This is a genomic window from Azohydromonas aeria (assembly GCF_009760915.1).
GTDB classification, from domain to species: domain Bacteria; phylum Pseudomonadota; class Gammaproteobacteria; order Burkholderiales; family Burkholderiaceae_C; genus Azohydromonas; species Azohydromonas aeria.
Map to the genome: position 1 here is coordinate 35,671 of NZ_VIDQ01000022.1, position 23,918 is coordinate 59,588.

Annotated in this window: 23 protein-coding genes; 11 read left to right on the plus strand and 12 right to left on the minus strand. The window is 71.5% G+C overall.

Features of this window, described 5'->3' with window-relative positions; genetic code table 11:
- Nucleotides 1-406 precede the first annotated feature (406 nt).
- The 4 genes from FJ694_RS37950 to FJ694_RS14910 all read left to right on the plus strand — a co-directional run bounded on the left by FJ694_RS37950 (nt 407) and on the right by FJ694_RS14910 (nt 1,923).
- A complete protein-coding gene (locus FJ694_RS37950; RefSeq protein WP_375140218.1) occupies nt 407-577 on the plus strand; it encodes a hypothetical protein in 171 nt (56 codons plus the stop codon).
- A complete protein-coding gene (gene infA, locus FJ694_RS14900; RefSeq protein ID WP_157268034.1) occupies nt 559-825 on the plus strand; it encodes a translation initiation factor IF-1 in 267 nt (88 codons plus the stop codon). Before FJ694_RS37950 ends, infA begins: the two co-directional genes overlap by 19 nt.
- 74 nt (nt 826-899) lie before the next feature.
- Nucleotides 900-1,109 (plus strand): transcription antiterminator/RNA stability regulator CspE, encoded by a 210-nt coding sequence (cspE, locus tag FJ694_RS14905; protein WP_157268035.1) that lies wholly within the window; start codon nt 900-902, stop codon nt 1,107-1,109.
- Between the two features lie 46 nt (nt 1,110-1,155).
- A complete protein-coding gene (locus FJ694_RS14910; protein WP_232540040.1) occupies nt 1,156-1,923 on the plus strand; it encodes a S1 family peptidase in 768 nt (255 codons plus the stop codon).
- 18 nt (nt 1,924-1,941) lie between these two features.
- Here the strand turns inward: FJ694_RS14910 and FJ694_RS14915 are convergent, their stop codons facing one another.
- From FJ694_RS14915 to FJ694_RS14945, 7 genes are all read right to left on the minus strand, one after another.
- Nucleotides 1,942-2,634, minus strand: coding sequence for a Crp/Fnr family transcriptional regulator (locus FJ694_RS14915; protein WP_157268036.1), 693 nt, complete (start codon nt 2,632-2,634; stop codon nt 1,942-1,944).
- Between the two features lie 150 nt (nt 2,635-2,784).
- Nucleotides 2,785-4,644 carry a nitric oxide reductase activation protein NorD gene (locus FJ694_RS14920; protein ID WP_157268037.1) on the minus strand — a complete coding sequence of 620 codons (1,860 nt, stop codon included), beginning with the start codon at nt 4,642-4,644 and terminating at the stop codon, nt 2,785-2,787.
- Nucleotides 4,645-4,680: 36 nt separating this feature from the next.
- Nucleotides 4,681-5,691, minus strand: coding sequence for a 4Fe-4S binding protein (locus FJ694_RS14925; protein WP_232540041.1), 1,011 nt, complete (start codon nt 5,689-5,691; stop codon nt 4,681-4,683).
- On the minus strand, nt 5,663-6,478 hold the full coding sequence (locus FJ694_RS14930; RefSeq protein ID WP_157268038.1) for a CbbQ/NirQ/NorQ/GpvN family protein: 816 nt from the start codon (nt 6,476-6,478) through the stop codon (nt 5,663-5,665). Before FJ694_RS14930 ends, FJ694_RS14925 begins: the two co-directional genes overlap by 29 nt.
- 162 nt (nt 6,479-6,640) lie before the next feature.
- Nucleotides 6,641-8,083, minus strand: a complete 1,443-nt coding sequence (locus FJ694_RS14935; RefSeq protein WP_157268039.1) for a cbb3-type cytochrome c oxidase subunit I — start codon at nt 8,081-8,083, stop codon at nt 6,641-6,643.
- A gap of 4 nt (nt 8,084-8,087) precedes the next feature.
- Complete coding sequence (locus FJ694_RS14940; protein ID WP_157268040.1) at nt 8,088-8,522, minus strand: c-type cytochrome; 435 nt, start codon at nt 8,520-8,522, stop codon at nt 8,088-8,090.
- 219 nt (nt 8,523-8,741) lie between these two features.
- Nucleotides 8,742-8,924, minus strand: coding sequence for a hypothetical protein (locus FJ694_RS14945; RefSeq protein WP_157268041.1), 183 nt, complete (start codon nt 8,922-8,924; stop codon nt 8,742-8,744).
- Between the two features lie 123 nt (nt 8,925-9,047).
- On the opposite strand from FJ694_RS14945, the gene FJ694_RS14950 reads away from it, so the two are divergent.
- Complete coding sequence (locus FJ694_RS14950) at nt 9,048-10,556, plus strand: protein adenylyltransferase SelO (protein WP_157268042.1); 1,509 nt, start codon at nt 9,048-9,050, stop codon at nt 10,554-10,556.
- Between the two features lie 327 nt (nt 10,557-10,883).
- The gene (locus tag FJ694_RS14955; RefSeq protein WP_157268043.1) at nt 10,884-11,138 is read left to right on the plus strand and encodes a hypothetical protein; all 255 of its coding nucleotides are present in this window, start codon (nt 10,884-10,886) and stop codon (nt 11,136-11,138) included.
- 26 nt (nt 11,139-11,164) lie between these two features.
- Here FJ694_RS14955 and FJ694_RS14960 read toward each other — a convergent pair whose 3' ends face one another.
- Nucleotides 11,165-11,647: a BON domain-containing protein gene (locus FJ694_RS14960; RefSeq protein WP_157268044.1), complete on the minus strand. Its 483-nt coding sequence runs from the start codon at nt 11,645-11,647 to the stop codon at nt 11,165-11,167.
- Between the two features lie 369 nt (nt 11,648-12,016).
- Here FJ694_RS14960 and FJ694_RS14965 point away from each other — a divergent pair, with 369 nt between their 5' ends.
- The 5 genes from FJ694_RS14965 (at nt 12,017) to FJ694_RS14985 (ending at nt 13,795) form a co-directional block, all read left to right on the plus strand.
- Nucleotides 12,017-12,433 (plus strand): dihydrofolate reductase, encoded by a 417-nt coding sequence (locus FJ694_RS14965; protein ID WP_157268045.1) that lies wholly within the window; start codon nt 12,017-12,019, stop codon nt 12,431-12,433.
- Nucleotides 12,434-12,534: 101 nt separating this feature from the next.
- Entirely contained in the window at nt 12,535-12,762 is a 228-nt protein-coding gene (locus FJ694_RS14970) for a hypothetical protein (protein ID WP_157268046.1), read from the plus strand.
- Nucleotides 12,759-13,160, plus strand: coding sequence for a DUF805 domain-containing protein (locus FJ694_RS14975; protein WP_198320844.1), 402 nt, complete (start codon nt 12,759-12,761; stop codon nt 13,158-13,160). Before FJ694_RS14970 ends, FJ694_RS14975 begins: the two co-directional genes overlap by 4 nt.
- Before the next feature lie 49 nt (nt 13,161-13,209).
- A complete protein-coding gene (locus FJ694_RS14980) occupies nt 13,210-13,524 on the plus strand; it encodes a type II toxin-antitoxin system RelE/ParE family toxin (protein ID WP_157268047.1) in 315 nt (104 codons plus the stop codon).
- Entirely contained in the window at nt 13,514-13,795 is a 282-nt protein-coding gene (locus FJ694_RS14985; protein ID WP_157268048.1) for a helix-turn-helix domain-containing protein, read from the plus strand. Before FJ694_RS14980 ends, FJ694_RS14985 begins: the two co-directional genes overlap by 11 nt.
- Before the next feature lie 23 nt (nt 13,796-13,818).
- On the opposite strand, the gene recD is transcribed toward FJ694_RS14985, so the two are convergent.
- From recD to FJ694_RS15005, 4 genes are all read right to left on the minus strand, one after another.
- Entirely contained in the window at nt 13,819-15,939 is a 2,121-nt protein-coding gene (recD, locus tag FJ694_RS14990; RefSeq protein ID WP_157268049.1) for an exodeoxyribonuclease V subunit alpha, read from the minus strand.
- Nucleotides 15,936-19,595: an exodeoxyribonuclease V subunit beta gene (gene recB / locus FJ694_RS14995; protein WP_157268050.1), complete on the minus strand. Its 3,660-nt coding sequence runs from the start codon at nt 19,593-19,595 to the stop codon at nt 15,936-15,938. The genes recD and recB overlap by 4 nt, the downstream gene beginning before the upstream one ends.
- Nucleotides 19,588-23,046 (minus strand): exodeoxyribonuclease V subunit gamma, encoded by a 3,459-nt coding sequence (gene recC / locus FJ694_RS15000; protein WP_157268051.1) that lies wholly within the window; start codon nt 23,044-23,046, stop codon nt 19,588-19,590. The genes recB and recC overlap by 8 nt, the downstream gene beginning before the upstream one ends.
- A 524-nt stretch (nt 23,047-23,570) precedes the next feature.
- Complete coding sequence (locus tag FJ694_RS15005) at nt 23,571-23,894, minus strand: H-NS histone family protein (RefSeq protein ID WP_157268052.1); 324 nt, start codon at nt 23,892-23,894, stop codon at nt 23,571-23,573.
- Between the last annotated feature and the right edge of the window lie 24 nt (nt 23,895-23,918).

Genomic DNA, 23,918 nt, shown 5'->3' on the forward strand with positions numbered 1-23,918 from the left:
GGGGTGGTACATTGGAGCCCTGGCATTTGCAGCCACCGGTCTTTTAGCGATGGCCGGTGATCAGCGGCAGGTGCCCGGATCACGAGTTGATCTCCCTCCTTTTCCAGGGCTGCTGATTGCTACGGCGATCTCGACGTTCTGGTTGCACCCGGCTCGCAGCGAATACCCCTGCAGCCCCGCGCCCGGACCGAGTTCATCCGCCGCCTGCGTGCACCTCGCACGCGGTTTTCAGTCAGCCCCGGCACGGCCCCGTGAAAGTCCGTGCCCAAGAAAGTTACCCATCGAATCTTCCATTCAGGTAGGCAAATACCTTGTCTCACCGCTGACCCGGCCCGTCGGCCCGGGTCGCTTTGCCGCCTCCGTCTCGATCCGCAGCGGTCGGGGCAGCGGCACCCACGACCGAGTCATGCGCTTCGTCCCGGAGTTCGCCTCCGCGCGCGAAGCGCTGCATTACGCCACCACGCAGGGACTGGAATGGATCGGCAGCGCCGCTGCCGGCCCGCAGCCGCCGCATGGCGCGCGCATCACCACGTCCTTCACAAACACAGGAGAAACCTCATGGCCAAGGAAGAACTGATCGAGATGAATGGCGTGGTCGGCGAAGTGCTGCCCGACTCGCGCTACCGCGTGACGCTGGAGAACGGGCATGAGCTCGTCGCCTACGCCGCCGGCCGCATGAAGAAGCACCACATCCGCATCCTGGCGGGCGACAACGTCTCGCTGGAGCTCTCGCCCTACGACCTGAGCAAGGGCCGCATCACGTTCCGCCACCTGGAGCGCCGCGGCCCGCCGCCGTCGCCCTCGGCGCAACAGCGCCGCCGCTGAGGCCTGAAGGCCTTCAGCGCGCACGCACCCAACACCTCTGTTTTTTCCCCACTGTCTTAGCAAGGAGACACCCCATGACGACGCAAACCGGAACCGTGAAGTGGTTCAACGAGAGCAAGGGCTTCGGCTTCATCACCCCTGACGACGGCGGCAAGGACCTGTTCGCCCACTTCAAGGAAATCCAGGGCAAGGGCTTCAAGACCCTGAACGAGAACCAGCGCGTCGAGTTCGAAGTCACGCAAGGCCAGAAGGGCCCGCAGGCTTCCAACATCCGCTCGCTGTAATGGCCTGGGGCGTTCTCAACGCCCTTCCAGACCGGGGCACCACGCCGTGCACCTGAGTCCTTCGACGCCGGCGGAGTCCGTGCTGCTGTCCGCGGCACGCATCTCCACCTTCGACGGCCAGCGGCCGTTGACCGGCGCCAGCGGCTTCTTCTTCGAGCGCGACGGCCGGCTGTTCCTGGTGACGAGCCGGCACGTGGTCATCGACGAGGCCAGCCAGCACTTTCCCGACCGCATCGAGATCGAGCTGCACACCGACGCGGTCAACCTGACCCGCTCCATCGGCCTGTCCATGCTGCTGTACCGCGAGGGCAGGAGCGTGTGGCGCGACGGCCAGGACGGCGGCGGCGAGATCGACGTCGCGGTCATCGAGATCGAGCGCGGCGCGCTGCCCACGGGCTGCGTGCTGCGGGCCTACACGCCGGCGCATCTGCCGGCCCATGATTCACCCATCGAAGTCGGCGCCGCGCTGCTGGTCGTCGGCTTCCCGCTGGGCTTTCACGACGCGCTGCACCACCTGCCGGTGGTGCGCCAGGCCGTCATCGCCTCGTCCTACGGCATCCGCTTCCAGGGCAAGGGCTTCTTTCTCACCGACGCGCGCACGCACCGCGGCACCAGCGGCGCGCCGGTGCTCATGCGCGACACCACGCCGGCAGCGGTGAACGACCCGCTGCCGTGGAAGCTGCTGGGCGTGCATTCCTCGCGCATGGACATGGCCAGCCGCGACCTGGTGCTCGACGAGGCCCTGGGCCTGAACTGCGCCTGGTACGCCGACATCCTCATGACGCTCACCGGGCCGCGCACGAGCGCCCCGTGATGCGCCGAGGCCCGCGCCTCACTGCATCGGGTGCCGCGCCAGCCGCTGCGCGTCCAGGATGCGGATGTCGCGCTTGTCCACCTCGATCAACCCCGCCGCTTCCAGCTCGCCCAGCACGCGCGAGAAGTATTCCGGCGTGATCGACAGCCGCGAGGCGATGGTGGCCTTGCTCACCGGCAGCGACACGGTCGAAACCCCCTCGCCGCCGTCGCCCGACTGCTCGCGCAGCAGGTAGCCGATGACGCGCTGCAGCCCGCTGTGCAGCGCGTAGGACTCCACGTCGTGGATCAGCCCGTGCAGCCGCCGCGACATGCCCGCGAGCATGCGCAGCGCGAAGCGCGGCTCGCGCGCGATCTCGCCGAACATCGTTTCCTTGCGCACGCCCAGCAGCAGCGAGTCCGTCACCGCCGAGGCGTTGATCACGCAGGGCTTGTCGGTGAAGACCAGCGCCTCGCCGAAGCTGTTGCCCGGGCCGACCAGCTCGACCACCTTCTCCTGCCCCGCGGGCGAGATGGCATGCAGCTTCACCTGGCCCGTCACCACCACGTGGAAGGCCTCGCAGGGCTCGCCCGTGCGGTACACGGCCTCGCCGCGACCGTAGCGCTGCAGCACGCAGCCCTGGGCCAGGCGCTGCAGCTCGGCCGGCTGCAGCGCGTTGAACAACGGCAGCACCGACAGGTAGCGGGGGGTGTCGAACTGGCGCAGGTCCATGGCGTGGGTACTTCCGGGGTCGAGGACGCAACATTCTGAAAACCGGCCCCATCCTGGTGCTTGATGCGCATCAAGCCGGCACCGCCGCGCCCCGGGCCGGGGTGGCACGGCGTGACATATGCACGCCGCCGCGGTGCCTCTCCAGGGAACTCAGCGCGTGAGCGTGGCGTACACCTGCGCCAGCCGCCCGACCAGTTCCGTGGCACGGTGCACCTGGGCATAGCCTTTGGTGCCGAACAGCAGGGGCAGGTAGTCGTGCCCCTGCTCGTCGATGGTCACGCAGAAGGGCACCAGCCCGGCGGCGCGCGCGGCCTGCACGGCGTGGCGCGTGTCCTCCAGGCCGTAGCGGCCCTCGTACTGGTCCAGGTCGTTGGGCTTGCCGTCGGTGAGCAGCAGCAGCAGCCGCTGGCGCTCGCCGCGCTGCTGCAGCCGCTGCGTGGCCAGCCGGATGGCCGCGCCCATGCGCGTGTAGTAGCCCGGCTTCACCACGCCTACGCGGGCTCGGGCCGTCGCGTCCCAAGGCTCATTGAAACCCTTGAGGTGCTGCATGCGCACGTGCTGGCGGCGCACCGAGCTGAAGCCCAGCATCTCGAACGCGTCGCCGCTGGCCGCGAGCGCCTCGCCGAAGACGAACAGGGCGTCGCGGATCACGTCGATGACGCGCGCGTCGTTGCTGGCGTAGGCGTCGGTGGACAGCGACAGGTCGGCCAGCAGCAGCGTGGCCAGGCTGCGCTCGGCCTTCACGCGGCGCAGGTGCACGGCCGGCGCCTCGGCGCGCGGGCCGGCGTCGCACTGCAGCCGCACCCAGGCATCCAGGTCCAGCTCCTCCCCGGACACCTCGCCGCGCTGCCAGCGCGGCGCCGCGCGCAGCAGCTCCAGGCGCCGGCGCACGCGCCGCGCCGCGGCCTTCAAGGCCGGCGGCGGCACGAAGGCCTCGGCCGGCCGCGCCACGAGGGTCTGCACCGCGCAATGCGCGGGGCGCAGCACGCCGGCCTTGTAGTCCCACTCCGGCAGCTTCACGCCCGGGCCCAGCGGGACGTCGTCGGCGCTGGCGCTGGGCAGGTCGAGGTCGAACTTCACGCGCGAGGCCAGCGTCTGCCCGTCCGGCGCGATGGACAGCGTCTCCATGTCGTTGGCCGCGTCCAGCGCGTTGCCGTCGTCGGCGTCGTCGTCGCCGCGGTTGACCTTGACGTGCTCGTCCCACGACAGCAGCGCCTCGGCGCGGAACACCAGCAGGAACGGGTTGCCGTCGCGGTCGTCGGTGGTCTCCCTGGCGGCGCGGCGCTTGTGGTCGGTGACGCCGGGCGGGCGACGGTCGCCGCCTTCGGGCACGGCCGCGTCGGGCCGGGCGGCCCGCGGCGTGGCGCTGGGGTCGTGCTCGATCCACAGCCACAGCGGCGCGACCTCGTCCGGGCGCACCTCCACGCGCGGCAAGGTGAAATCGTCGCCCGACAGCGAGGCGCGCAGCGCCGCCTGCACCGCGCCCTCGGCCTCGGCGGCGCGGCCCTTGAGCCGGCGCGGGTCGGGCCGCTGCACCAGATGCGCCTGCACCAGCCGCGCGTGCCGCTCGCGCAGGCCCGGAAAGCGCTGCAGCGCCAGGCGGCCCGCGGCCAGGTTCAGGCTGATCCAGCCCGCGTGCGCGGCCTGCGCGTCGGCGGCGGCCTCCTCGAAGCCGGCGGACAGGGCAGCCAGCCACAGGTACAGCGCGCGGTTGAGCCCGGCCTCGGCAAAGACGGCGATGCTCGGCGGCAGCGACAGCACCTCGGGCTCCAGCCGCGGCAGCGCGGCGCGCTGGCCGCTGCCGGCCATGCGCTGCAGCCAGCCGCGCGGCCCGCCGCTGCGGCGCTCGACGGCCGGGGCGATGCGCACCGCCGCCGCGCCGCCCGCGCCGCGGAACAGCATGCCGATGGCGCGCTGCACCTGCGCCAGCTCCACGGCGGCCTGGGGGTGCGAGCGGTCGGCCCAGCGCGTCACCGCGCGGTGCCACCAGGCGCCCACGATTTCTTCCATGGCGTCAACCCGTGATCGAAGAAGGTTGAGAAAGCATCAGCCCTGATCCTCGCGCCGCTGCCGCTGCGTCTCGGCCTCCGCGGCCGCGCCCTGTTCCCAGTGCAGCAGCGGCGCGCCGGGCTTCTGCGACACCTCACACTCGGCGAGGCAGCGCCCGCACTGCACGCACGAGAACATCATCCGCTTGATGTTGCGCGGGTGCAGCCGCATCGGGCAGGCGTTGTCGCAGGCCGCGCCCGAAGGGCTCTTCACCGTCTCGCAGCCGCGGCAGTCGCGCGCGCGGTCGCGGCTGAAGGCCACCACCATGCCGCGCGGATTGGCCATCCAGGCCAGGCTCTGGAACAGCCCCACCGCGCAGCCGAAGCGGCAGAACAGGTGCCGCGCGAAGGCGAACTCCAGCGTGAACACGGTCGTGGCGATGGCCAGGAACTTCGCCTGGTTCGGCGTGGGCGTGCCGTTGAGCAGGTTGCCCCAGATCTCGGAGGGCGGCAGCAGGTAGCTCAGGATCGTCACGGCCCAGGTGAAGCCCAGCAGCAGGCAGGACAGGGCGAACAGCGGCCACCAGCGCTTTTGCGCCGGCCGGTCGCTGCGCGGCGTGGCATGCCGGTCCCAGAGGCTGAACCTCGCGCAGGCGCGGTGCAGCAGGTCGTTGACGACTTCCACCGCCGAGAAGTGCGGGCACAGCCAGCCGCACCAGAGGCGCCCGTAGCGCCAGGCCACCCACAGGAAGCCGCCCACCAGCACGACGGCCGGCAGCAGCGCGCGCAGCACGAAGTTGAGCGCCACCTGCGGCGCGCTGATCTGCCCGGCGGTGAAGGCGTCGATGCCCAGCGACCAGCGCATGCCCAGCACCCACAGCTGGGTCTCGTTGAGGTCGAAGCGCAGCAGGTTGAGCGCCGGCGCCAGCACGAAGAAGGCAAAGAAGCCGGCCTGCATCCAGTGCCGGCGGCGCTGCAGCCGCTGCGCGGCGCGCGCGGCCGGCGCCTGCACCGCCGGCCGGCGCACCGTCATCGGGCGCTCAGGGTTGGCCATCGCCGACCACGGCATGCACCAGCTCCGCCAACGCGGCGCCGGTCTCGGCGTCGTCGGTGAGCGCGTCCACGATCGCCGCCTGGCAGGCCGCGGCCAGCGGCAGCCCGGAGCGCACCAGGCGCGCCGCGACCACCAGCAGCCGGGTGCTGACCGTCTCCTCGAGGTCGTGGTCGGTGAGCTTGCGCAGCGCCTGCGCCAGCCGCACGAGCGTGGCGGCGAGCGGCGGCGGAGCCTCGGCCTCGGCCTCGACGATGCGCTGCTCCACTTCAGGCGCCGGGTAGCCGAAACTCAGCGCCACGAAGCGCTGCCGGGTGCTGGGCTTGAGGCTCTTGAGCAGGTTCTGGTAGCCAGGGTTGTAGCTGATGACGAGCATGAAACCGGGCGCGGCGCTCAGCAGTTCGCCGGTGCGCTCGATGGGCAGCACGCGGCGGTCGTCGGCCAGCGGGTGCAGCACCACGGTGGTGTCCTTGCGCGCCTCCACCACCTCGTCGAGGTAGCAGATGGCGCCCTGGCGCACGGCGCGCGTCAGCGGGCCGTCGTTCCAGACGGTCTGGCCGTCGCCGATGAGGTGGCGGCCAACCAGGTCGGCGGCGGAGAGGTCGTCGTGGCAGCTCACGGTGATGAGCGGGCGGCCCAGCCGGGCGGCCATGTGCTCGACGAAGCGCGTCTTGCCGCAGCCCGTGGGGCCCTTGATCAGCAGCGGCAGCCGCTCCCTGAAGGCATGCTCGAACAGGCCGCACTCGGCTGCCTGCGCCATGTAGAACGGGATGGCGGCGACGCGGGCGGCGGAGGCGAATTCCATGGCGAAGGTTCCGTTGTCAATGGCGTTGTCGGTGGCGAGGACGGGGCGTCCTGGGGACTCGGCGCGCGGCGCCCGCCGAGTCCCCAGGGCACGAGGTGCCCTGGGAGAGAGGGGAGGGGAAAAGGGGCCGAGGCTTCCGTTCCCCTGTGGAGTGCCTGAGCGTCAGGCGCGCTGCGCCGGCGTGGCCTTGAGGGCCTTGCCGCCGCGCTGGGCGGAGAGTTCCTCGGCCGAGGCGCCGACGAAGAAGCTCGCCAGGTAGGCCAGCAGGCCGAGCAGGAACACCACGCCGCCGCCGACGCGCACCCAGTAGAAGGTGGCGAGCTGGTCCTGCGTGGCCATGAAGCTCATGGCGCCGCTCTCGGGCAGGCGCTGCAGCCACACCTGCAGCACGCCGGCGCCGGTCAGGGCCAGCACCATCACGGCCATGCCGATGGCCATGGTCCAGAAGCCCTTGCGCTCCACCGCCTGGGCGCGCAGCGAGTTGCACTCGCGGCCGCGCAGGATCGGCATGGCGTAGCTGATCATGGTCAGCACCACGCACACGTAGGCGCCGTAGAAGGCCAGGTGGCCGTGGGCGGCGGTGACCTGCGTGCCGTGCGTGTAGTAGTTGACCGGCGACAGCGTGTGGATGAAGCCCCACAGGCCCGCGCCCAGGAAGCCCAGCACCCCGGTGCCCAGCGCCCACAGCACGGCGGCCTGGTTGGGATGCTCGCGGCGGCGGCGCTGCACCATGTTGAAGGCGAACACCGTCATCATGAAGAAGGGGATCGGCTCCAGCGCGGAGAAGATGCTGCCGATCCACTTCCAGTAGCCGGGCATGCCGATGAAGTAGAAGTGGTGGCCGGTGCCCAGGATGCCCGTCATCAGCGCGAAGGCGATGATCACGTACAGCCACTTGTCGATCACCTCGCGGTCCACGCCCGTGGTCTTGACCAGCACGAAGGCCAGCAGCGCGCCCAGGATCAGCTCCCACACGCCCTCGACCCACAGGTGCACCACGAACCACCAGTACATCTTGTCGCGCACGAGGTTGTGCGGGTTGACAAAGCTGAAGAGGAACAGCAGCGCCAGGCCCCACAGGCCCGTCATCAGCACCAGGCCCACGCTGGTCTTGCGGCCCTTGAGCATGGTCATGCTCAGGTTGAGCAGGAAGCCCAGCGCCACCACCACGATGCCCAGCTTGGTCGGCAGCGGCTGCTCCAGGAACTCGCGTCCCATGGTCTGCAGCAGGTCGTTGCCCGTGAGCTCGGCGAGCTTGGCGTAGGGTACGGCCAGGTAGCCGACGATGGTCAGCGCGCCGGCGGCCAGGAAGATCCAGAACAGCGCGACGGCGAGCCTGGGGCTCCACAGCTCGGTCTCGGTCTCCTCGGGCACGATGTAGTACGCCGCGCCCATGAAGCCGAACAGCAGCCACACGATCAGCAGGTTCGTGTGGACCATGCGGGCCTGGTTGAAGGGGATGTAGGGGAAGAGGAAGTCCCCGACCACGTACTGCAGGCCCAGCCCGAGGCCGAAGAGGATCTGCGCGGCGAACAGGCCGAGCGCCGCGATGAAATACAGCTTCGCGACGGACTGCGACTTGTACTTGAGTGCGATGGGTTTCATGGTGTCAGCCCTCGATGTTCGGCGGCCACTTCTCGGTATTGATCCTGCCGGTCCACTTCAGGAACTCGACCAGGTCGTCGAGCTGCTGCGCGTCGAGGTTGAACTGCGGCATCTGGCGGCGGCCGGGGGCCCCGGTCGGTTGCGCCTGCATCCAGGCCTTGATGAACTCGCCGCCACGGCGCTCGTGCACGTTGCCCAGCTCCGGCGCGAAGTAGGCGCCCTCGCCCAGCAGCGTGTGGCAGCCGATGCAGTTGCGCGTCTCCCAGATCGCCTTGCCGCGCGCCACCGCGGGCGTGATCTCCGACGCGTTGGAGCGCTGCGGGATCTGCCGCTCGCTGTCCACGATCAGCACGGTGAATAGCAGCGCGAAGAACACGCTGCCACCCCAGAAAATGTTGCGGGCCTTCTGCTTGGTGAACCCGCCGCTGGTCTGGCTCATGTGGGAGCCCTCCTGTTCCATGACGACAGGCAGCAGCCTAGTTATCTGGTCGGGGATTTCCTTGAACCGCTTCAAGAATCGGAAATTGCCTTTGCTCAAGCGGCTCCGGGCGGCCTTTGCGGCGTGAATACGGCACGCCTGGCGGCTTGCGCTTTCCGGTTCTCCAAAGAAAAACGGGCCGGCTGCGAAGCCGGCCCGAAACACGACCGTGGCAAGGATTCAGAAATCCAACAAGCGGGGGGTGGAGATGCTCACGGTGTGGAGGACAACAGAACGGATCGGGGGATTCACGAGAGGGGCGGCTGAAGGCTCCTGTCCTGGTTGAGATTGCAACGGCGTCAGGCCGAGCGCCTGGGCGGCATCGTAGGCTTCGGCGGCCTGCGTTTCCTTGAACGGGTTCAAGCAAAGCACCGCCCGGCGGCAACGGGGTGTTTCCCGGGCCGTGCGCCGCCTTCCCGGGCGCGTCGTCCCCGGCTTGGCCCTGACAAGGACAGGCCCGGCGGCGGCCCGCCACACTGGCACCTTATGACTACCACCGCCTTCCGCTTCGACAACACCTACGCCCGCGAGCTGCAGGGCTTCTTCGTGCCCTGGAAGCCGGCCGCCGCGCCGGCGCCGCAGCTGCTGTACCTGAACCGCGAGCTGGCCGCCGAGCTCGGCCTGGACGCCGCGGCGCTCGACGGCGAGGCCGGCGCGGCGCTCTTTGCCGGCAACGCGCTGCCCGAAGGCGCCGAGCCCATCGCGCAGGCCTATGCCGGGCACCAGTTCGGCGGCTTCTCGCCGCAGCTGGGCGATGGCCGCGCGCTGCTGCTGGGCGAGGTCATCGACCGCCTGGGGCGCCGCCGCGACATCGCCTTCAAGGGCTCCGGGCGCACGCCGTTCTCGCGCGGCGGCGACGGCAAGGCCGGCGTCGGGCCGATGCTGCGCGAGGTGCTGGTGGGCGAGGGCGTGCATGCGCTGGGCATCCCGACCACGCGCGCGCTGGCCGTGGCGGGCACGGGCGAATCGGTCTTTCGCGAGCGCGTGCTCCCTGGCGCCGTGCTCACGCGCGTGGCACTGAGCCACCTGCGCGTGGGCACCTTCCAGTTCTTCTCGGCGCGTGGCGACATCGACAAGCTGCGCCAGCTCGTCGACTACGCCGTCGCGCGCCACGACCCGGACCTGGTCGATGCGCCCGACCGCGTGCTGGGGCTGCTGCGCCGCGTGGCCGAGCGCCAGGCGCTGCTCGTGGCGCAGTGGATGAACGTCGGCTTCATCCACGGCGTGATGAACACCGACAACATGACCATCTCGGGCGAGACCATCGACTACGGTCCCTGTGCCTTCATGGAGGCCTACGACCCGGATGCGAAGTTCAGCTCCATCGACCATGGCGGGCGCTACGCCTATTCGAACCAGCCGCTGATCGCGCGCTGGAACCTGGCGCGGCTGGCCGAGGCGCTGCTGCCGCTCATGGCCGGCGACGAGTCCGAGGCGGCCATTGCCGAGGCCGTGGCGCGGGCCACCGAGGTGATCGACGCCTTTCCCGGGCTGTACGCCGCGGCGCTGCTGCGCGGCCAGCGCGCCAAGCTGGGCCTGCTTTCCGCCACGCCCGCTGACGACGAGGGCGACACCGCGCTGGCCGGGAGCTGGCTGGACCTGCTGCACGCGCACGCGGTGGACTTCACGCTCGGCTGGCGCCGCCTGGCCGATGCCGCGGACGGCAACGACGCCCCGCTGCGCGCGCTTTTCGGCGACGCGCCCGAAGCGCTGGAGGCGTGGCTGGCGCGCTGGCGCGCGCGCTGCGCGGCCGAGGGCGGCGACGCCGCCGCGCGCGCCGCGGGCATGCGCCGGGTCAGCCCGTGGATCATCCCGCGCAACCACCTCGTGGAAGAGGCGCTGGAAGCCGCTTCCGACCGCGGCGACCTGCAACCGCTGCAGCGCATGCTGGCGGCGCTGCAGCGGCCCTTTGAAGAGCTTGCGGAGCACGCCCGTCATGCCGAGCCGGCGCCGCAGGCGGTGACGGCCTGCTACCGGACGTTCTGCGGGACCTGAAGGCCATTTGAGAGCCTGCAACGCGCGGGCCCGCCGGCCAGCACCCGGCGGGCCGCTGTTGGCAATACCCCATCCGCGCGCGGACGGCCCTCTTGCGGGGGAGGGTTCACCCTGAACGCCGCGGGGTCACAACCGTTTCACGGGGCCGACGGCCGTGGCGCCTTCAAAAGGCGCGCGGGCGCCATCCCCTGCACAGGTGAAAAGCCCCGTCAGCGGGGCGCCACACCAAGCTTGCGCAGTCAGGCGGGGCGTTGCGCGCAAGGGGGTTGCACGGCGTCACAGTCCTTCTCATTGCACGGGGCCGCGAGTCGGCCGGGGAGAGGGGACATGCACACACTCAACGCCATGGCTCTGATCGCGCAGGCGGTGCACCTGGCCGATGCGCACTTTGCCGGTGATGCCCTGGTCGAAGCCTGCCGCAGTGCCTCCTGGGAAGACCGCCACGCCGTGCTGTGCATCGTGCGCTCGCGCCCGGAGCTGTCGCTGGAGGCGCACCCGACGCCGCAGAAGGTGATCGACGTGCTGCGCGGCATGCTGCACGAGGCGCCGCTGCCGCCGTCCCCGCCGGCCTCGCTGCAGTAGCACCGCCGGACGGCGGCGGGGCGGCGTCAGCGCAGCTCGGCCGCCTGGGAGCGCTGGGCCGCGCCGGCCGCCCCGCGCACCGTGATGTTGTTGGTCAGTCCCACCAGCCCCGTGAGGTCGCGCATGGCCTCTTCCACGCGCTTGCGCAGCGAGCTGCGGTCCACCTCGCCTTCCAGCGTCAGCCAGCCGTCGTCCACGCCGATGTCGACGTCGTCCATCACCGAGGGCGCGCTCCACTGCAGCGCGGCGCGCGCGGCCTGCGCGATGTCGGCGTCGCTGCGCTGCAGCTCCGGCGGCAGCACCACCTCGATGTCGTACTTGAAGCCGCGCGCGCCGTTGACGCGCTGCAGCGCCTTTTCCACGGCGCAGCGGTCGGTGTAGGCCTCGACGCGGCCGCTGAGCGTGACCACGCCGTCGCGCACCTGGACCTTCAGGCCCAGGGCCTTGACGGCCGGGTCCCAGCCCAGCTCGGCTTCGACGTCGCGTTTCAGGTCGGCATCGGTTTCCATGTCTGTCTCTCTCCTTGATCTCGCTCTCGGGGTATCTGGCGCCAGCGTGCCGCGCAAGCTTTGCGGCGGCCTTACTTCACGCCTCGGCCGGGGTTGAACCCTATGCTCCAAAACCCTGGGGCCTGCGGCAGGAGCGGTTGTGCGGTGCAGCAGGCTCAAGATTCGGCGCCCGCGGCGCCCAGTGTCTTGCGGCAGGTCAAAGCCGCGGCCCGGGTTGGTGCAAGCCCTCCCTGGCAGACAGCGCCCGCCGCCGCGCCGGCACCGCGGGCGCCGCCGTTGCCGGGTGCGGCGCGTGGTCGGATGCCACGGTCCCGCGTCCGGCACCGGCAACCAGCGCGCGGCCCGCGGCGCCGCGAAGGAGAGCGGTCCATGAACGACGTACGCGCCATCTGCGCCATCGGCCTGCGCGGCCAGCTCGGCCTGCACGGGCGCATGCCCTGGGAGGGCGAGCGCGGCCGCGCCTTCCGCGAGGACGTGGCGCGCTTCTTCGAGATCACGCGCGGCCACGTGCTGCTGGCCGGGCCGCGCACCATTGACAGCGTCCCCGGCTTCGCGCTGGCCGAGCGCACCGTGGCCGTGATCCGCTCGCACGAGCCGCCGGCCGAGGTGCTGGCGCGCTATCCCGGCCGCGTGGTCTTCATCGGCGGCGGCCCGGCGGTATGGAACGCCTACGCGCCCTGGATCCGGCACTGGGACGTCAACCGGCTGCCCTATGACGGCGATGCCGACCGCTGGTTCGACCCGGCCTGGCTCGTCGCCGGCGGCGTGCCCGCAGATCCCCCCTGATTCGTCCTGCCCGGCGCGGTACAAAACTCCCATGCGCCGGCTTGAGGGCACGGCTACGGTGGATCGCAATTCAAGAGCGATTTACTGGAAGGCAGTTGCCGATGAATGACCGGGACTGGCGCATGCGGCTTTATGTGTTGTTCCTGAAAGCCTGTTTCCTTGTGGCGGCGGGAATGGTGCTGTGGCTGGTGGTGGCGACGGTGAAAGCCGCGGTGGCTGCGCCCTTTGACGATTCAAACGAATGGTCCGGTTCCGATTCGATGCTTCCAGCGCTTGTTTCCCACCCACCGGCCACCGCGCCATCCACACCCTGGGAGCGCCAACCATGAATTCCGTCGCCGTGCCGCAGGGCAGCAGCCTGGACTGGTTCATCACCGTCGTGAAGAAATACGCGGTATTCCATGGCCGGGCCGGACGCGCCGAGTACTGGTATTTCACGCTGATCTGGCTGCTGATTTCCGTCGTGCTGACCCTGCTCGACGCCATCCTCGGCACGCTGCACGAGCCCGACGGGCCGGGACTGCTGTCGGGCATCTTCACCTTCGGACTGCTGCTGCCCAGCGCCGCCGTCACGGTGCGCCGCCTGCACGACACCGACCGCCGCGCCTGGTGGATGCTGCTGCTGTTCGTGCCCTTCGTCGGGCCGTTCGCGTTTCTCGCGCTGATGGCGTTCAAGGGCACGCCGGGAGAAAACCGGTTCGGAACGGGGCCGGGAGAGGCGGTGTGACGATGCAACGCCAAGCTTGCTTTATATACGGCACTGCCGTATAGTCACCATGCGAACGGTCGCTGAAACACCGATATTCCAGCGCTACGCCCGGGAAATCTGGTCCGACGCTGAGCGGGTCGAGTTCATCAACTGGATCGCTGCCCAGCCTGATGCAGGAAATGTGATTCCTGGCAGTGGCGGGTGCCCCAAGGTGCGATGGTCATCCGGCGGGCAGGGTAAGCGCGGCGGCGCCCGGGTGATTTACTTCAATGCCATCACGGAAACGGTCTGGCTCTTGATTGTCTACAAGAAGGCAGAATTCGACAATTTGCCCACATCGTTTCTCGCCCAATTGAAGCAAGGAGTCGAAGATGCCTTCTGAAATGGAGCAATTCCAGCGCAACCTGCTGGAATCGGTCAGGCAAATGAAGCGCGGCGAGGCGGCACACATGACTGAAGTGCAATTGCCCGACGCCGCCGAGGCCCGCGCAAGAATCGGCCTGTCGCAGCAGGAATTTGCCATCCTGCTGGGCGTGTCGGCCAGGACGCTGCAGGACTGGGAGCAGGGAAGGCGGGAGCCGACCGGCGCTGCGAGAACCTTGCTGCGCGTCGCCATGGCGCATCCCGAGGTGCTTCGGGAATTGCAGCGCTGACGCATCCATCCTGCTGTCGCTCGCTACCCCAGCGCCTGCCGCAACCCGCTCGCCCGCCTCGTCTTCCTCTCCACCGCCGCCGCCAATACCCCCGGCTGCGGAGAAACCAGCGTAAACGCCTCGCGCGCCCGCGTGATGCCCGTATAGGCCAGCTCGCGCGTCAGGACCTGCGACGAGGCCTGTTCCGGCAATACCAGCAGCGTGTGCTCGAATTCGGAACCCTGCGATTTGTGCACCGTCAGCGCGAAGGCGGTCTCCACGTCCGCCAGCCGGCTCGCCAGCACCGAGTGGATTTTCGGCCCCTCCAGGAAATACACCCGCAGTGCCCCGGATCTGGCCCCCGGCGCGCGCAGCGCGATGCCGATGTCGCCGTTGAACACCCCCAGCGCCGCCTGGTTGCGCGTGACCATCACCGGGCGGCCCTCGTACCACTCGCCCGTCTTCCTCAGCAGCCCGGCATTGACCAGGCCGGTTTCGATGGCGGCATTGAGCCCCTGCACGCCCCATTCGCCCTCGCGCACCGCGCACAGCACCCGGAAGCGCTCGAAGGCCGTCAGCACCTCGCGCGCCCAGTCGGCATGCGCGGCCTGCGCGGCCTCGTCGCCGTCGCCGTCCCCGTCCGTACCCGCTGCGGGCCCGCGGCGCAGCACTTCCAGGTATTGGGCGTAGCAGCCGGGCGCGCCTTCGCGCCCGTGCAGCGCCAACTGCACCACCGCCTGCGGCACGGCGGCTTCCAGCCAGCGCAGCGCCGTCTGCTTCGTGTCGCGCAGGGCCTTGTGCGCCTGCGCCACGTTGCCCTGGTTCACGGCCGTGGCCAGGCGGCCAATCGGCCCGCCGAAGCGCCGGCTCTCGCGCAGCATCACCGTCTGCTGCGCCAGCGCGCCGCCGCGCGCGCCGCGGAACTCCTCGGCCATGCGGTCGCCGCAGGCGGCCTCGACATAGGCGCAGGTCTCGGCGTCGTAGCCGCCGGCCTCGGCGTCGCCACACAAGTCGCCCAGCACCGCGCCGGCCTCCACCGAGGCGAGCTGGTCCTTGTCGCCCAGCAGCACCACGCGCGCCGTGGGCGGCAGCGCATCGAGCAGGCAGGCCATCATCTCCAGGTGGACCATGGAGGCCTCGTCCACCACCAGCACGTCCACGTCCAGCGGGTGCGCGGCATTGAAGGCGAAGTGGCGCGTGTCCGGGCGTGCGCCCAGCAGCCCGTGCAGCGTGCGCGCCGCGCCGATGCGCGCGGTCAGCGCCGGCAGGTCCAGCGCGCCGTCCAGGCGCCCGTGCAGCGCCTGCAGCGAGCCCTCGATCGACTGCTTCAGCCGCGCCGCCGCCTTGCCCGTGGGCGCGGCCAGCGCGATGCGCAGCCGATCCGGCTCCGGCGCCGTGGCCAGCAGCAGCGCCAGCAGCCGCGCCACGGTGTAGGTCTTGCCCGTGCCGGGGCCGCCGGTGATCACGGACAGCCGCCCGCGCAGCGCCAGCGCGCAGGCCGCCTTCTGCCAGTCGATCCGGTCCGCGGCGCGCGGCGCCGGCTTCGCCCCCGCTTCCGGCGCGAACAGCCGGTCCAGCCAGGCGCGCACCGCCGCCGTGTCCACCGCCTCGCGCAGCGCGCCGCGGGCGCGCACCTGCGCCGCCACGCGCTGCTCGTAGGCCCAGTAGCGGCGCAGGTACAGCCGCGCTTCCACCAGCACCAGCGGGGCGGTGGGGCGCTCGGTGGCCGCATCGGCAGCGGCAGCGGCGGCGGCATCGGCCGCGCCGGCTGCGCCGTCGGCCGCCTGCACCAGCGCGCAGCCGCGCAGGGCCTGCAGCCAGTCGTTGCGGCTGCCGGGCAGGCGCGCCAGCAGCGCGTCCAGCGCCTGGCGCGGCTCCGCCGTCCAGCCCAGCAGCTCGTGCGGGCGCGCGTGCAGCTCGTCCACCAGCAGGCAGCTGTGGCCGCGGCTTTCCATGTGCGCCACCAGCGCCGCGCACAGCAGCGCCACGGGCGGCGCGTCGGGTGCGAGCGTGTGCGAGAAGCGCGCCATGGCCGCATCCAGGTGGCGCATCCAGCCCGCGCGCGTCCAGCGCTGCAGCTCCTCCAGCAGCTCGTCGGCGCCGATGGGCGCGCTGGCCAGGGCGTCGATCCAGTCCAGGGTGTCGTGATCCTTGCGTGCCTTCATGCGCCCGGCTCCTCGTGCTGCGCGTCCATCGCCTCGTCCAGCGCCTCGATCAGCGCCAGCTCCGGCGGCACCCACAGGCAGCCGCGCTCGGGATGCTGGATGCCGCGCAGGAAGAAGTAGACCGCGCCGCCCAGGTGCTCGGCCGGGTCGTAGGCGTCGCCCAGCCGCGCGCGCAGCTGCCGGTGCAGCGCCAGCATGTACAGCGCCGCCTGCACGTCGTAGCGGTGCGCCGCCATGGCCGCAGCCATGGCCTCGTCGCCGTAGTCGCGGTCCGCCGGGCCCAGCGCGTTGGACTTGTAGTCCAGCACCCAGTAGCGCCCGCCGTGCTCGAACACCAGGTCGGAAAAGCCCATGAGCATGCCGCGCAGCCGGCGCTGCGGCAGGGCCGGGCGCGCGCGGCCGGGCAGCAGGTGCTCGCGGCACAGGGCATCGACCCGCGCCGCGTCCAGGCCCTCGCTGGGCAGCCAGAACTCCATCTCCGGCAGGGTGTTCTTCAGCCCGGACAGCGCCGCGCCCAGCGGCGGCAGCGGCGTGTCCACCGCCAGCGACAGCCACTCCAGCACCTCGTCGGCGCGGTTGCCCCAGCCCTGCCGCTCGCAGCGCCGCTTGAGTTGCGCCTGCAACGCCTCGTTGTCGCGAAGGCCGAAATCCTCGGCGGCGAGCCATTCGAGCTGGTCGTGCAGGAAGTTGCCGGCAAAGGCGCCGCGCGGGAAGCGGTGCCAGGGCGCGGTGGCCGCCGCGCTCGGCAGCGGCAGCGGGCCGGCCTCGAACTCGTCGCTCTCGCGCACCGGCGCCTCTTCCAGCCGCTCCAGCGGCGCGGCCGGCAGGTGCTTCACCAGCTTGCTGAAGCTGCCGATGCCCCAGTCGCGCTCGAAGCGCGCGGCGTACTCGGCGCCGGGCTGCAGCGCCGGCGCGTCGTCGCGCGGCAGCAGGGCGGTGCAGGCGCAACTCTCACAGGCCTCCAGCAGCGCGATGGAGCCGCCCTCGCCGCAGGCCGCCGCCAGCCGCGCGGCGATTTCACCTTCGGAAATCGCCTCGCCGCCGCCGATCAGGTGCCCCAGCGCGCTGCGGTGCAGCACGCAGCTCTTGACCTGCCCCTTCTTCAGCGCCGCCACGCCCACCCACAGCGCATGCCGGGCCCGGGTCAGCGCCACGTAGAGCAGCCGCAGATCCTCGCGCAACCGGTCGCGGTCGCCTTGCTCCAGCGCGTCGGCGCCCAGGTCGAAGCTGATCCGGCGCATGCCGTCCTCGCCGACCAGCTCGATGAAACTGCGCCCGCGCTTGTCCACCGCCCTGAAATCGCAGGCGAAGGGCAGGAACACCAGCGGGTACTCCAGGCCCTTGGACTTGTGGATGGTGACGACCTTGACCAGGTCCGCGTCGCTCTCCAGCCGCACGATGCGCTCGTCGCCCTCGGCCGCGTCCTCGTTCTCGATCTGCTCGCACAGCCAGCGCACCAGGGCCTGCTCGCCGTCGAGCTGCGCGCTGGCCGCCTGCAGCAGCTCGGCGATGTGCAGCACGTTGGTCAGCCGCCGCTCGCCGTCCGCAGCGGCCAGCCAGCGCGCCGGCAGCGCCAGCCGGTGCAGCGTCTGGCGCAGCATGGTCAGCACGCCCTGGCGCTCCCACACCGCGCGCAGCTCGCGCAGCAGCTCCAGCCGCTGCTCCCAGGCCTCGTCGTCGGCGGCCAGGCGCGCCAGCTCGTGCAGCTCCAGCCCGATCAGCGCCGTGGCCCAGGCCGCGCGCGCCAGGCGCAGGTCCAGCGGCGCGGCCACCGCGCGCAGCCAGCGCAGCAGGTCGCGCGCCTCGCCGCTGGCGAACACCGAGTCCTTGTCGGAGAGGTACACCGACGCCACCCCGCGCCGGCGCAGCTCGCGCCGCACGGCCTCGGCCTCCACGCCGGTGCGCACCAGCACCGCGACGTCAGCCGGGCGCAGCCGGGAAAAACCCTCGCCGGGATGGTCGAAGCCCGCCTGCGGGTCGTTGAGCAGCCCCGCGATGGCTTCGGCGCAGCGCTCGGCGCCGCGGCGGCGGTGGCTCTCGGCATTGGCGAGCGCCGCGTCCAGGTGGAAGGACAGCGCCGGCACCTCGCCGCCGGCGCAGACGAAACGCTCGGCGCGGCCGCGCGCCTCCACCGACTGGAAGGGCAGGGGGTCGTCGCCGGCTGCGCGGAACAGGAACGCCCCGGCGCCGCCCGCGCGCGCCTCCGCCTGCTCGAACAGCCGGTTCACCGCGCGCACCAGCGCCTGCGTCGAGCGGTGGTTCGTGCCCAGCACGTAGTGCCGCCCGGCCGTGGCGCGGCGCGCGCCCAGGTAGCTGTGGATGTCGGCGCCGCGGAAGGCGTAGATCGACTGCTTCGGGTCACCGATGAGCAGCAGCGCGCTGTCGCGCGCGCAGTCGGCCGTGCGGTAGAGCCGGTCGAAGATGCGGTACTGCAGCGGCGAGGTGTCCTGGAACTCGTCCACCAGCGCCACCGGGTGCTGCGCCAGGATGCGCTCGCGCAGCCGCGGCCCCGCGTCCGCGTCGTGCAGCGCCTTGTCCAGGCGCTCCAGCATGTCGGCGAAGCCGTAGGCGCCGGCCTGGGTCTTCAGTTCGGCCAGGCGGCGCGCGATGCAGCGCGCGGCGTGCCGGCGCAGTTCGACCTTCAGGTCGGGCAGGGCCGCCAGCGCCGCGTGCAGCCGCTCGATCGCTTCGAAGTGGTCCGGCAGCTCCAGCCCCGGCTTGGAGGCCTCACGCATGCCGTCCGGACACAGCCGTTCCAGCGCCTTGTCGGGCAGGTCGGTGTGTACCTGTCCGGGCGTCTCGGCCCAGGTCTCCAGCTTGCGCAGCCAGGGCTCGTAGTAGCGGGCCTGGATCTTGGACCGGTTGAGCAGGCAGGTCTTGCGCGCCAGCTCCTCGGCGAACCAATCGCGCAACGCCTGCACGCGCTCGCTCCAGCCTTCCTTGAGCCGCCCCAGGTGCCGCGCCTGCTCGGCCAGCAGCTGCGCGCAGAGCTCGCCCAGCGCCGGCGGCTCGGCATCGCCCGCGTCGATGCGCCCGACCAGCGCCGCCACGTCGTCGCGCAGCACGCCCACGTCGCCCCAGAGCTGGAACACGGCGTCGAGCACCGGGCCGTCGAGCGGATAGACCTGCTGGCGCCAGTAGTCGCGCACCGCCTCGTCGCGCAGCTTGCCCTCGTCGGCGAGCAACTCCTCGTCGAAGAGGTTGCGGCTGTCGAAGGCGTGCTCGCGCAGCATGCGCTGGCACCAGGCGTCGATGGTGTGCACCGCCGCGTCGTCCATGCCCTCGGCCGCGCAGGCCAGGCGCCAGGCGGCGCGGGTGCGCTCCGGGCCCTCGGGATAGGCCGACAGCAGCCCGCGCAGCAGCTCGTCGCCGTTTTGGGGTTCGCGTTCGCCGCGAAAGCACTGCGCCGCCTCGATCAGCCGCGCCCGGATGCGGTCCGACAGCTCCCGCGTCGCCGCGCGAGTGAAGGTCATGACCAGGATCTCGGCCGGCAGCAGCGGCCTGTGGAAGGCGCCGTCGCCGTCCTGCGGGCCGTGGCCCAGCACCAGGCGCAGGTACAGCGCGGCAATGGTCCAGGTCTTGCCGGTGCCGGCGCTGGCCTCGATCAGGCGGCTGCCCCAGAGGGGCAGGCGCAGCGGGTCGAGCAGTTCAGCCATGGGCCGCCTCCGCGCCGTCGCCGGCGTCGCCGGTGCCTTCGTCATCGTCGCCGGCCTCGGCCAGCACCCGCACCCCGGAGCGGGCCCAGGCGTCGAGCGGGCCGTAGAGCGTGGACGCCAGGTCCTGGAAGCGGCCGTCGGCCGTCAGCGCCTCGAAGTCGGGATAGAGCCGCGCCAGGCAGGGCTCCTCGGCCTCGCCCGCCACCGGGCCGAAGCCGCCGCCCTCGTACACCGCCTGCACCTCGTGCAGCTTGCCGTCGGCGACGAAGGCCAGCGCCGTGCGGCAAGCCAGCGGCAGCGGCGCCTCCATGCCCTGGCGCCACAGCGACAAGAGATCGCGCAGCGTCGCGGCCGCATCGGCCTGCGGCATCGGCTCCAGCGCCAGCACCGCGTCGCGCGAGACGATGCGCGCGCGCAGCGGCACGCCGCAGGCGCTGGCCGCGAGCTGCCGCACCCAGTGATCGACGAACTTGTCGACGCGCGCCGCGCCCTTCTTCTGCAGCTTGCTGGGCGACAGCTGCAGCAGCACCGGCGCGCCGTCGTCGGCCTGGCGCAGCTCGGTGAGCCAGTCCTCCAGCCGCACGCCTTCGTGCTCGAAGCCGAGCGCCTCCTTCGGCGCGGGCTGCCGCAACTCGCGCTGCAGCTTGAGCCACTCGCGGTGCATCCACTGCGCGGGTTTCAAAAGCTCGTCGCGCTGGCGCTCGCCCAGCGCGTTCATCGGCAGCCGGCCGCTGCGCTGGATGCGCCGCGCGCGCCGCGCGATCTCCTCGGCCGTGCAGTGCTGCGCGTCGGCCAGCAGCTCGCTGATCAGCACCCAGGCCTCCAGGCCGTTGATGCCGAAGGGCTCGCAGTCCTCGCCGGGCGCCGGGCCGTCGTCGAAGCTCACGCCCAGGCGCCGCACGAAGTACTCGGACACCGGGTTCTTCACGAAGGCCGCCAGCCGCGCCAGCGTCAGCGGCACGGCCGCATCAGGCTCGAAGCGCGGCAGCGCCGCCGCGGCCGATTCAGCGCCATCGGCCTCGGCATGGTGCGCCGCGCGCCACTCGCGCGCCCAGGTGCGCAGCGCGCCGCCGGACTCGAAGTAGCGGCGGCTGAAGGGCTGCAGCGGGTGCTCGGTGGTCAGCCGCTTCGACAGCTTCTCGCCCCAGCCGGCGTCCAGGTAGTCGCGCAGCTGCGACACCAGCACCGAGGGCGGCTGCTCGCTGTTGTCGCGCACGCTGCGCCCGCTCCAGCTGATGTGGAGCTTGCGCCGCGCCGACAGCAGCGCTTCGAGCATCAGGTAGCGGTCGTCGTCGCGGCGGGAGCGGTCGCCGGGGCGGCGCTGGCCGGACAGGCCCATCAGGTCGAAGTCGGCGCGGTGCGTGCGGCGCGGGTAGTCGCCGTCGTTCATGCCCAGCAGGCACACCACCTCGAACGGGATGGCGCGCATGGGCATGAGCGTGCAGAAGGTGACGCCGCCGTCCAGGAAGCGCCGGCGCAGCGTGGGCTCGTCCAGCCCCGCGAGCCAGCCCTCGCGCAGCAGCTCCAGCGGCACGGTCTCCTCGAAGCCGCCGGCCTGCGCCGCCTCCAGCCAGCCTTCGAGCGCCTCCTGCAGCAGCGCCAGCTGCTGGCGTTCGGCCTCGTCCACCGGCTCGAAGAAGCTCTCCAGGAGCCGGCGCGCGCGCTCGGCCCACTCGGCGGGCGTGGCCGGCGTCACGGCCTGCTCGTGCCAGCGGTGCAGCTCCTCGACCAGCACCGCCAGCGATCCGGCCGCCGCGGCTTCGAGCCCGCCGACCTCGCCGTAGGACTCGATCTCGCCCCAGGCCGCGCCGTCGCCGGCGGCATAGCCCAGCAGCATGCGGCGCAGCCCGAACACCCAGGTGTTCTGCGCGCCGCAGGCGGAAAGGCCCAGCGCGGCACGGTGCCGGTCGTCCAGCCCCCAGCGCACGCCCGCACCGGCCAGCCACTGCGCGATGCGCGGCAGCTCGTCCTCGGTGACGTCGAAGCGCCGCGCCAGCGCCGGCACGTCGAGCAGGTCGCGGATCTCGGTGAGCCGGCAGCGCTGCTGCGGCAGCCGCAGCAGCCACTCCAGCGCCACGAACAGCGGCACGTGGCCGCGCTGCTGCAGGTCCGCGATGCCGTAGGGCACGTGGCGCGCGTCGCCCGGCCCGTACTGGCCGAACACGGCGCGGATCGACGGCGCGAAGCGGTCGATGTCCGGCACCATCACCAGGATGTCGCGCGGGCGCAGCGGCTGCCCGCCCGGCGGCTCGGCCAGCAGCTGCAGGATCTCGTCGTGCAGCACCTCCACCTCGCGCTGCGCGCTGTGCGCGACGTGGAAGACGATGGAGCGGTCGGCCGCCTCCGGCGCGGTGCGCGGATGCTCGGCCAGCGGCAGCAGGTCGCGGATGGCGGCCTGCACCCGGCCCAGCAGCGTGGTGCCGGGGCCGTCCTCGGTGTCGAACAGGTCGATGCGCGGCAGGCTCGTCTCGCGGCCCAGCGCGTGCGCGTCGAAGGCGTCGAGCTGGCGCACGAAGTCGCGGCCCTGGCGGCCCCAGGCCGCCAGCAGCGGATGCGCGTGGGCGTGCATTTCCTCCAGCGACACGGCGGCCAGGTCGCGCCCGGCGCGGTGCTGGAAGCGGCAGCGCTGCAGCCGCAGCAGCTCGCGCCCGTCGATGACGTCGGCCCAGTGGTACTGGCAGGGGTTGACCACCGCCAGCAGCACCTGCGCGTGGCGCGACAGCGCGTCCAGCGCCTGCAGCATCTGCATCGGCAGCTGCGACATGCCGAACACCACCACGCGGCGCGCCACCGGCGCGCGCAGCGGCGCGTCGCCGTCGAGCGCGGCCAGGAAGCGGTGGTGGATGGCGGGACGCACCACGAGGCGCTGTGCGTCGTCGAGCTCCTCCAGCAGCGCGTGCCACAGCAGCGGCTGCCAGCGCTGGTCGTCGGGCAGGGCGGCGAACTCGCCGTCGGCGCGGCGCAGCCGGTCGTGGCCGGCGCCCCAGTCGTCGAGCCAGTCGGCGCGGTGCACCTGGTACTGGTCGAACAGGTCGGCCAGGCGGCGCGCGAGCTGCAGCCGCCGCGCCACGTCGCCGCCGGCCAGGAAGCGCGCCAGCGGCGCGAACTCCGGACGCTCCAGCTGCGCGGGCAGCAGCCGCATCAGGCGCCAGGTCAGCGGGATCTCGTCGAGCGGGGACAGCGACGGCACCGCGGCGCGGCCCAGCACCTGCCGGTAGGTGCGCCACAGGAAGCGCGCGGGCAGCTCCACCCGCGCCGCGGCGCAGACGCCGCGCGAGCGCGCCAGGGCCATCTTCAGCCACTCGGCCACGCCGTTGCTCTGGACCAGGAACACCTCGGATTCCAGCGGTGCCAGCGGCTGGCGCTGCAGCCAGTCCACCACGGCCTCCTTGAGCAACTCCAGCCGGTTGCCGTGCAACACCAGCAACCCCGTGCCGATTTCGGCGCTCATGAAGCCGACCTCCCCGTCCAGTTATTCAACGCGCCGCCGACGCCGTGCCGACGGCTGGCGATTTTGGCAGCCGCCGCCTGCGGCGCCCGTGGCCGATGTCTCGTTTTTGCCGCAATCCCGAGACTTGCCAAGGGCATTGCGGACGGCCCCGCGTGCGGCTTTTCACAACCCCCGGGAAACGCATTCCCGGCCGGGCCCTTCAAATCCAGTATGGCGCCGCACCACGCCCACCGCCGCACGAAGCTGCGCTGGATCAAATTCCCGCCACCGGCCCAGACCGCGGCGCCCAATGCGGCCCGTCGCGCGGGAACGATTGCTTACGGATTTGTCAAGTCGGTGGCCGGCATATCGGACGCGGGCGGCAAGTCCGGGGTTTGCAATCTTGTGTAATCACTGCGTCATGGCTGCGCCCCTGCCGTGAAAGCTGCGACCAAAAGCAAAAAGCCCCGCCGGGGCGGGGCTCTCAACACGGCCGGTGTGAAGCCGCGGTTATTTGAAGCCGGGGTCGGGCTTGCAGCCGGCAATCAGGCCTTGATGGCCAGGTCGTCGAGCGTCTTGCCGCTTTCCAGGGCCTCGGTGACCCATTTCGGCTTGAGGCCGCGACCGGTCCAGGTCTTGCCGGAAGCCGGATCGCGATACTTCGGGGCGACGGTGCCCGTCTTGCCGCCGGATTCACCCTTCTTGCCGCCGCTGCGCGTGTTGCTTTGCAGGTCTTCGATGCTCAGGTTGTTCTGGGCCATCAACTCCTTGATGGTGTTGATCGCTTCCGAACGGGAGCTTTCCTGCAGTTGCTTGATCTGGCGCTCGAGTTCCTCGCGCTGCTTCAGAAGGTCTTGAATGTTTGCCATACGCTTTGCACCTTGGTGAATGTC

Coding starts and splice junctions, on each gene's coding strand:
- FJ694_RS37950 (WP_375140218.1), top strand. CDS start 407: ATGCGCTTCGTCCCGGAGTTCGCCTCCGCGCGCGAAGCGCTGCATTAC.
- infA (WP_157268034.1), top strand. CDS start 559: ATGGCCAAGGAAGAACTGATCGAGATGAATGGCGTGGTCGGCGAAGTG.
- cspE (WP_157268035.1), top strand. CDS start 900: ATGACGACGCAAACCGGAACCGTGAAGTGGTTCAACGAGAGCAAGGGC.
- FJ694_RS14915 (WP_157268036.1), bottom strand. CDS start 2,634: ATGGACCTGCGCCAGTTCGACACCCCCCGCTACCTGTCGGTGCTGCCG.
- FJ694_RS14920 (WP_157268037.1), bottom strand. CDS start 4,644: ATGGAAGAAATCGTGGGCGCCTGGTGGCACCGCGCGGTGACGCGCTGG.
- FJ694_RS14925 (WP_232540041.1), bottom strand. CDS start 5,691: ATGCCGTGGTCGGCGATGGCCAACCCTGAGCGCCCGATGACGGTGCGC.
- FJ694_RS14930 (WP_157268038.1), bottom strand. CDS start 6,478: ATGGAATTCGCCTCCGCCGCCCGCGTCGCCGCCATCCCGTTCTACATG.
- FJ694_RS14935 (WP_157268039.1), bottom strand. CDS start 8,083: ATGAAACCCATCGCACTCAAGTACAAGTCGCAGTCCGTCGCGAAGCTG.
- FJ694_RS14940 (WP_157268040.1), bottom strand. CDS start 8,522: ATGAGCCAGACCAGCGGCGGGTTCACCAAGCAGAAGGCCCGCAACATT.
- FJ694_RS14950 (WP_157268042.1), top strand. CDS start 9,048: ATGACTACCACCGCCTTCCGCTTCGACAACACCTACGCCCGCGAGCTG.
- FJ694_RS14955 (WP_157268043.1), top strand. CDS start 10,884: ATGCACACACTCAACGCCATGGCTCTGATCGCGCAGGCGGTGCACCTG.
- FJ694_RS14960 (WP_157268044.1), bottom strand. CDS start 11,647: ATGGAAACCGATGCCGACCTGAAACGCGACGTCGAAGCCGAGCTGGGC.
- FJ694_RS14965 (WP_157268045.1), top strand. CDS start 12,017: ATGAACGACGTACGCGCCATCTGCGCCATCGGCCTGCGCGGCCAGCTC.
- FJ694_RS14970 (WP_157268046.1), top strand. CDS start 12,535: ATGAATGACCGGGACTGGCGCATGCGGCTTTATGTGTTGTTCCTGAAA.
- FJ694_RS14975 (WP_198320844.1), top strand. CDS start 12,759: ATGAATTCCGTCGCCGTGCCGCAGGGCAGCAGCCTGGACTGGTTCATC.
- FJ694_RS14980 (WP_157268047.1), top strand. CDS start 13,210: ATGCGAACGGTCGCTGAAACACCGATATTCCAGCGCTACGCCCGGGAA.
- FJ694_RS14985 (WP_157268048.1), top strand. CDS start 13,514: ATGCCTTCTGAAATGGAGCAATTCCAGCGCAACCTGCTGGAATCGGTC.
- recD (WP_157268049.1), bottom strand. CDS start 15,939: ATGAAGGCACGCAAGGATCACGACACCCTGGACTGGATCGACGCCCTG.
- recB (WP_157268050.1), bottom strand. CDS start 19,595: ATGGCTGAACTGCTCGACCCGCTGCGCCTGCCCCTCTGGGGCAGCCGC.
- recC (WP_157268051.1), bottom strand. CDS start 23,046: ATGAGCGCCGAAATCGGCACGGGGTTGCTGGTGTTGCACGGCAACCGG.
- FJ694_RS15005 (WP_157268052.1), bottom strand. CDS start 23,894: ATGGCAAACATTCAAGACCTTCTGAAGCAGCGCGAGGAACTCGAGCGC.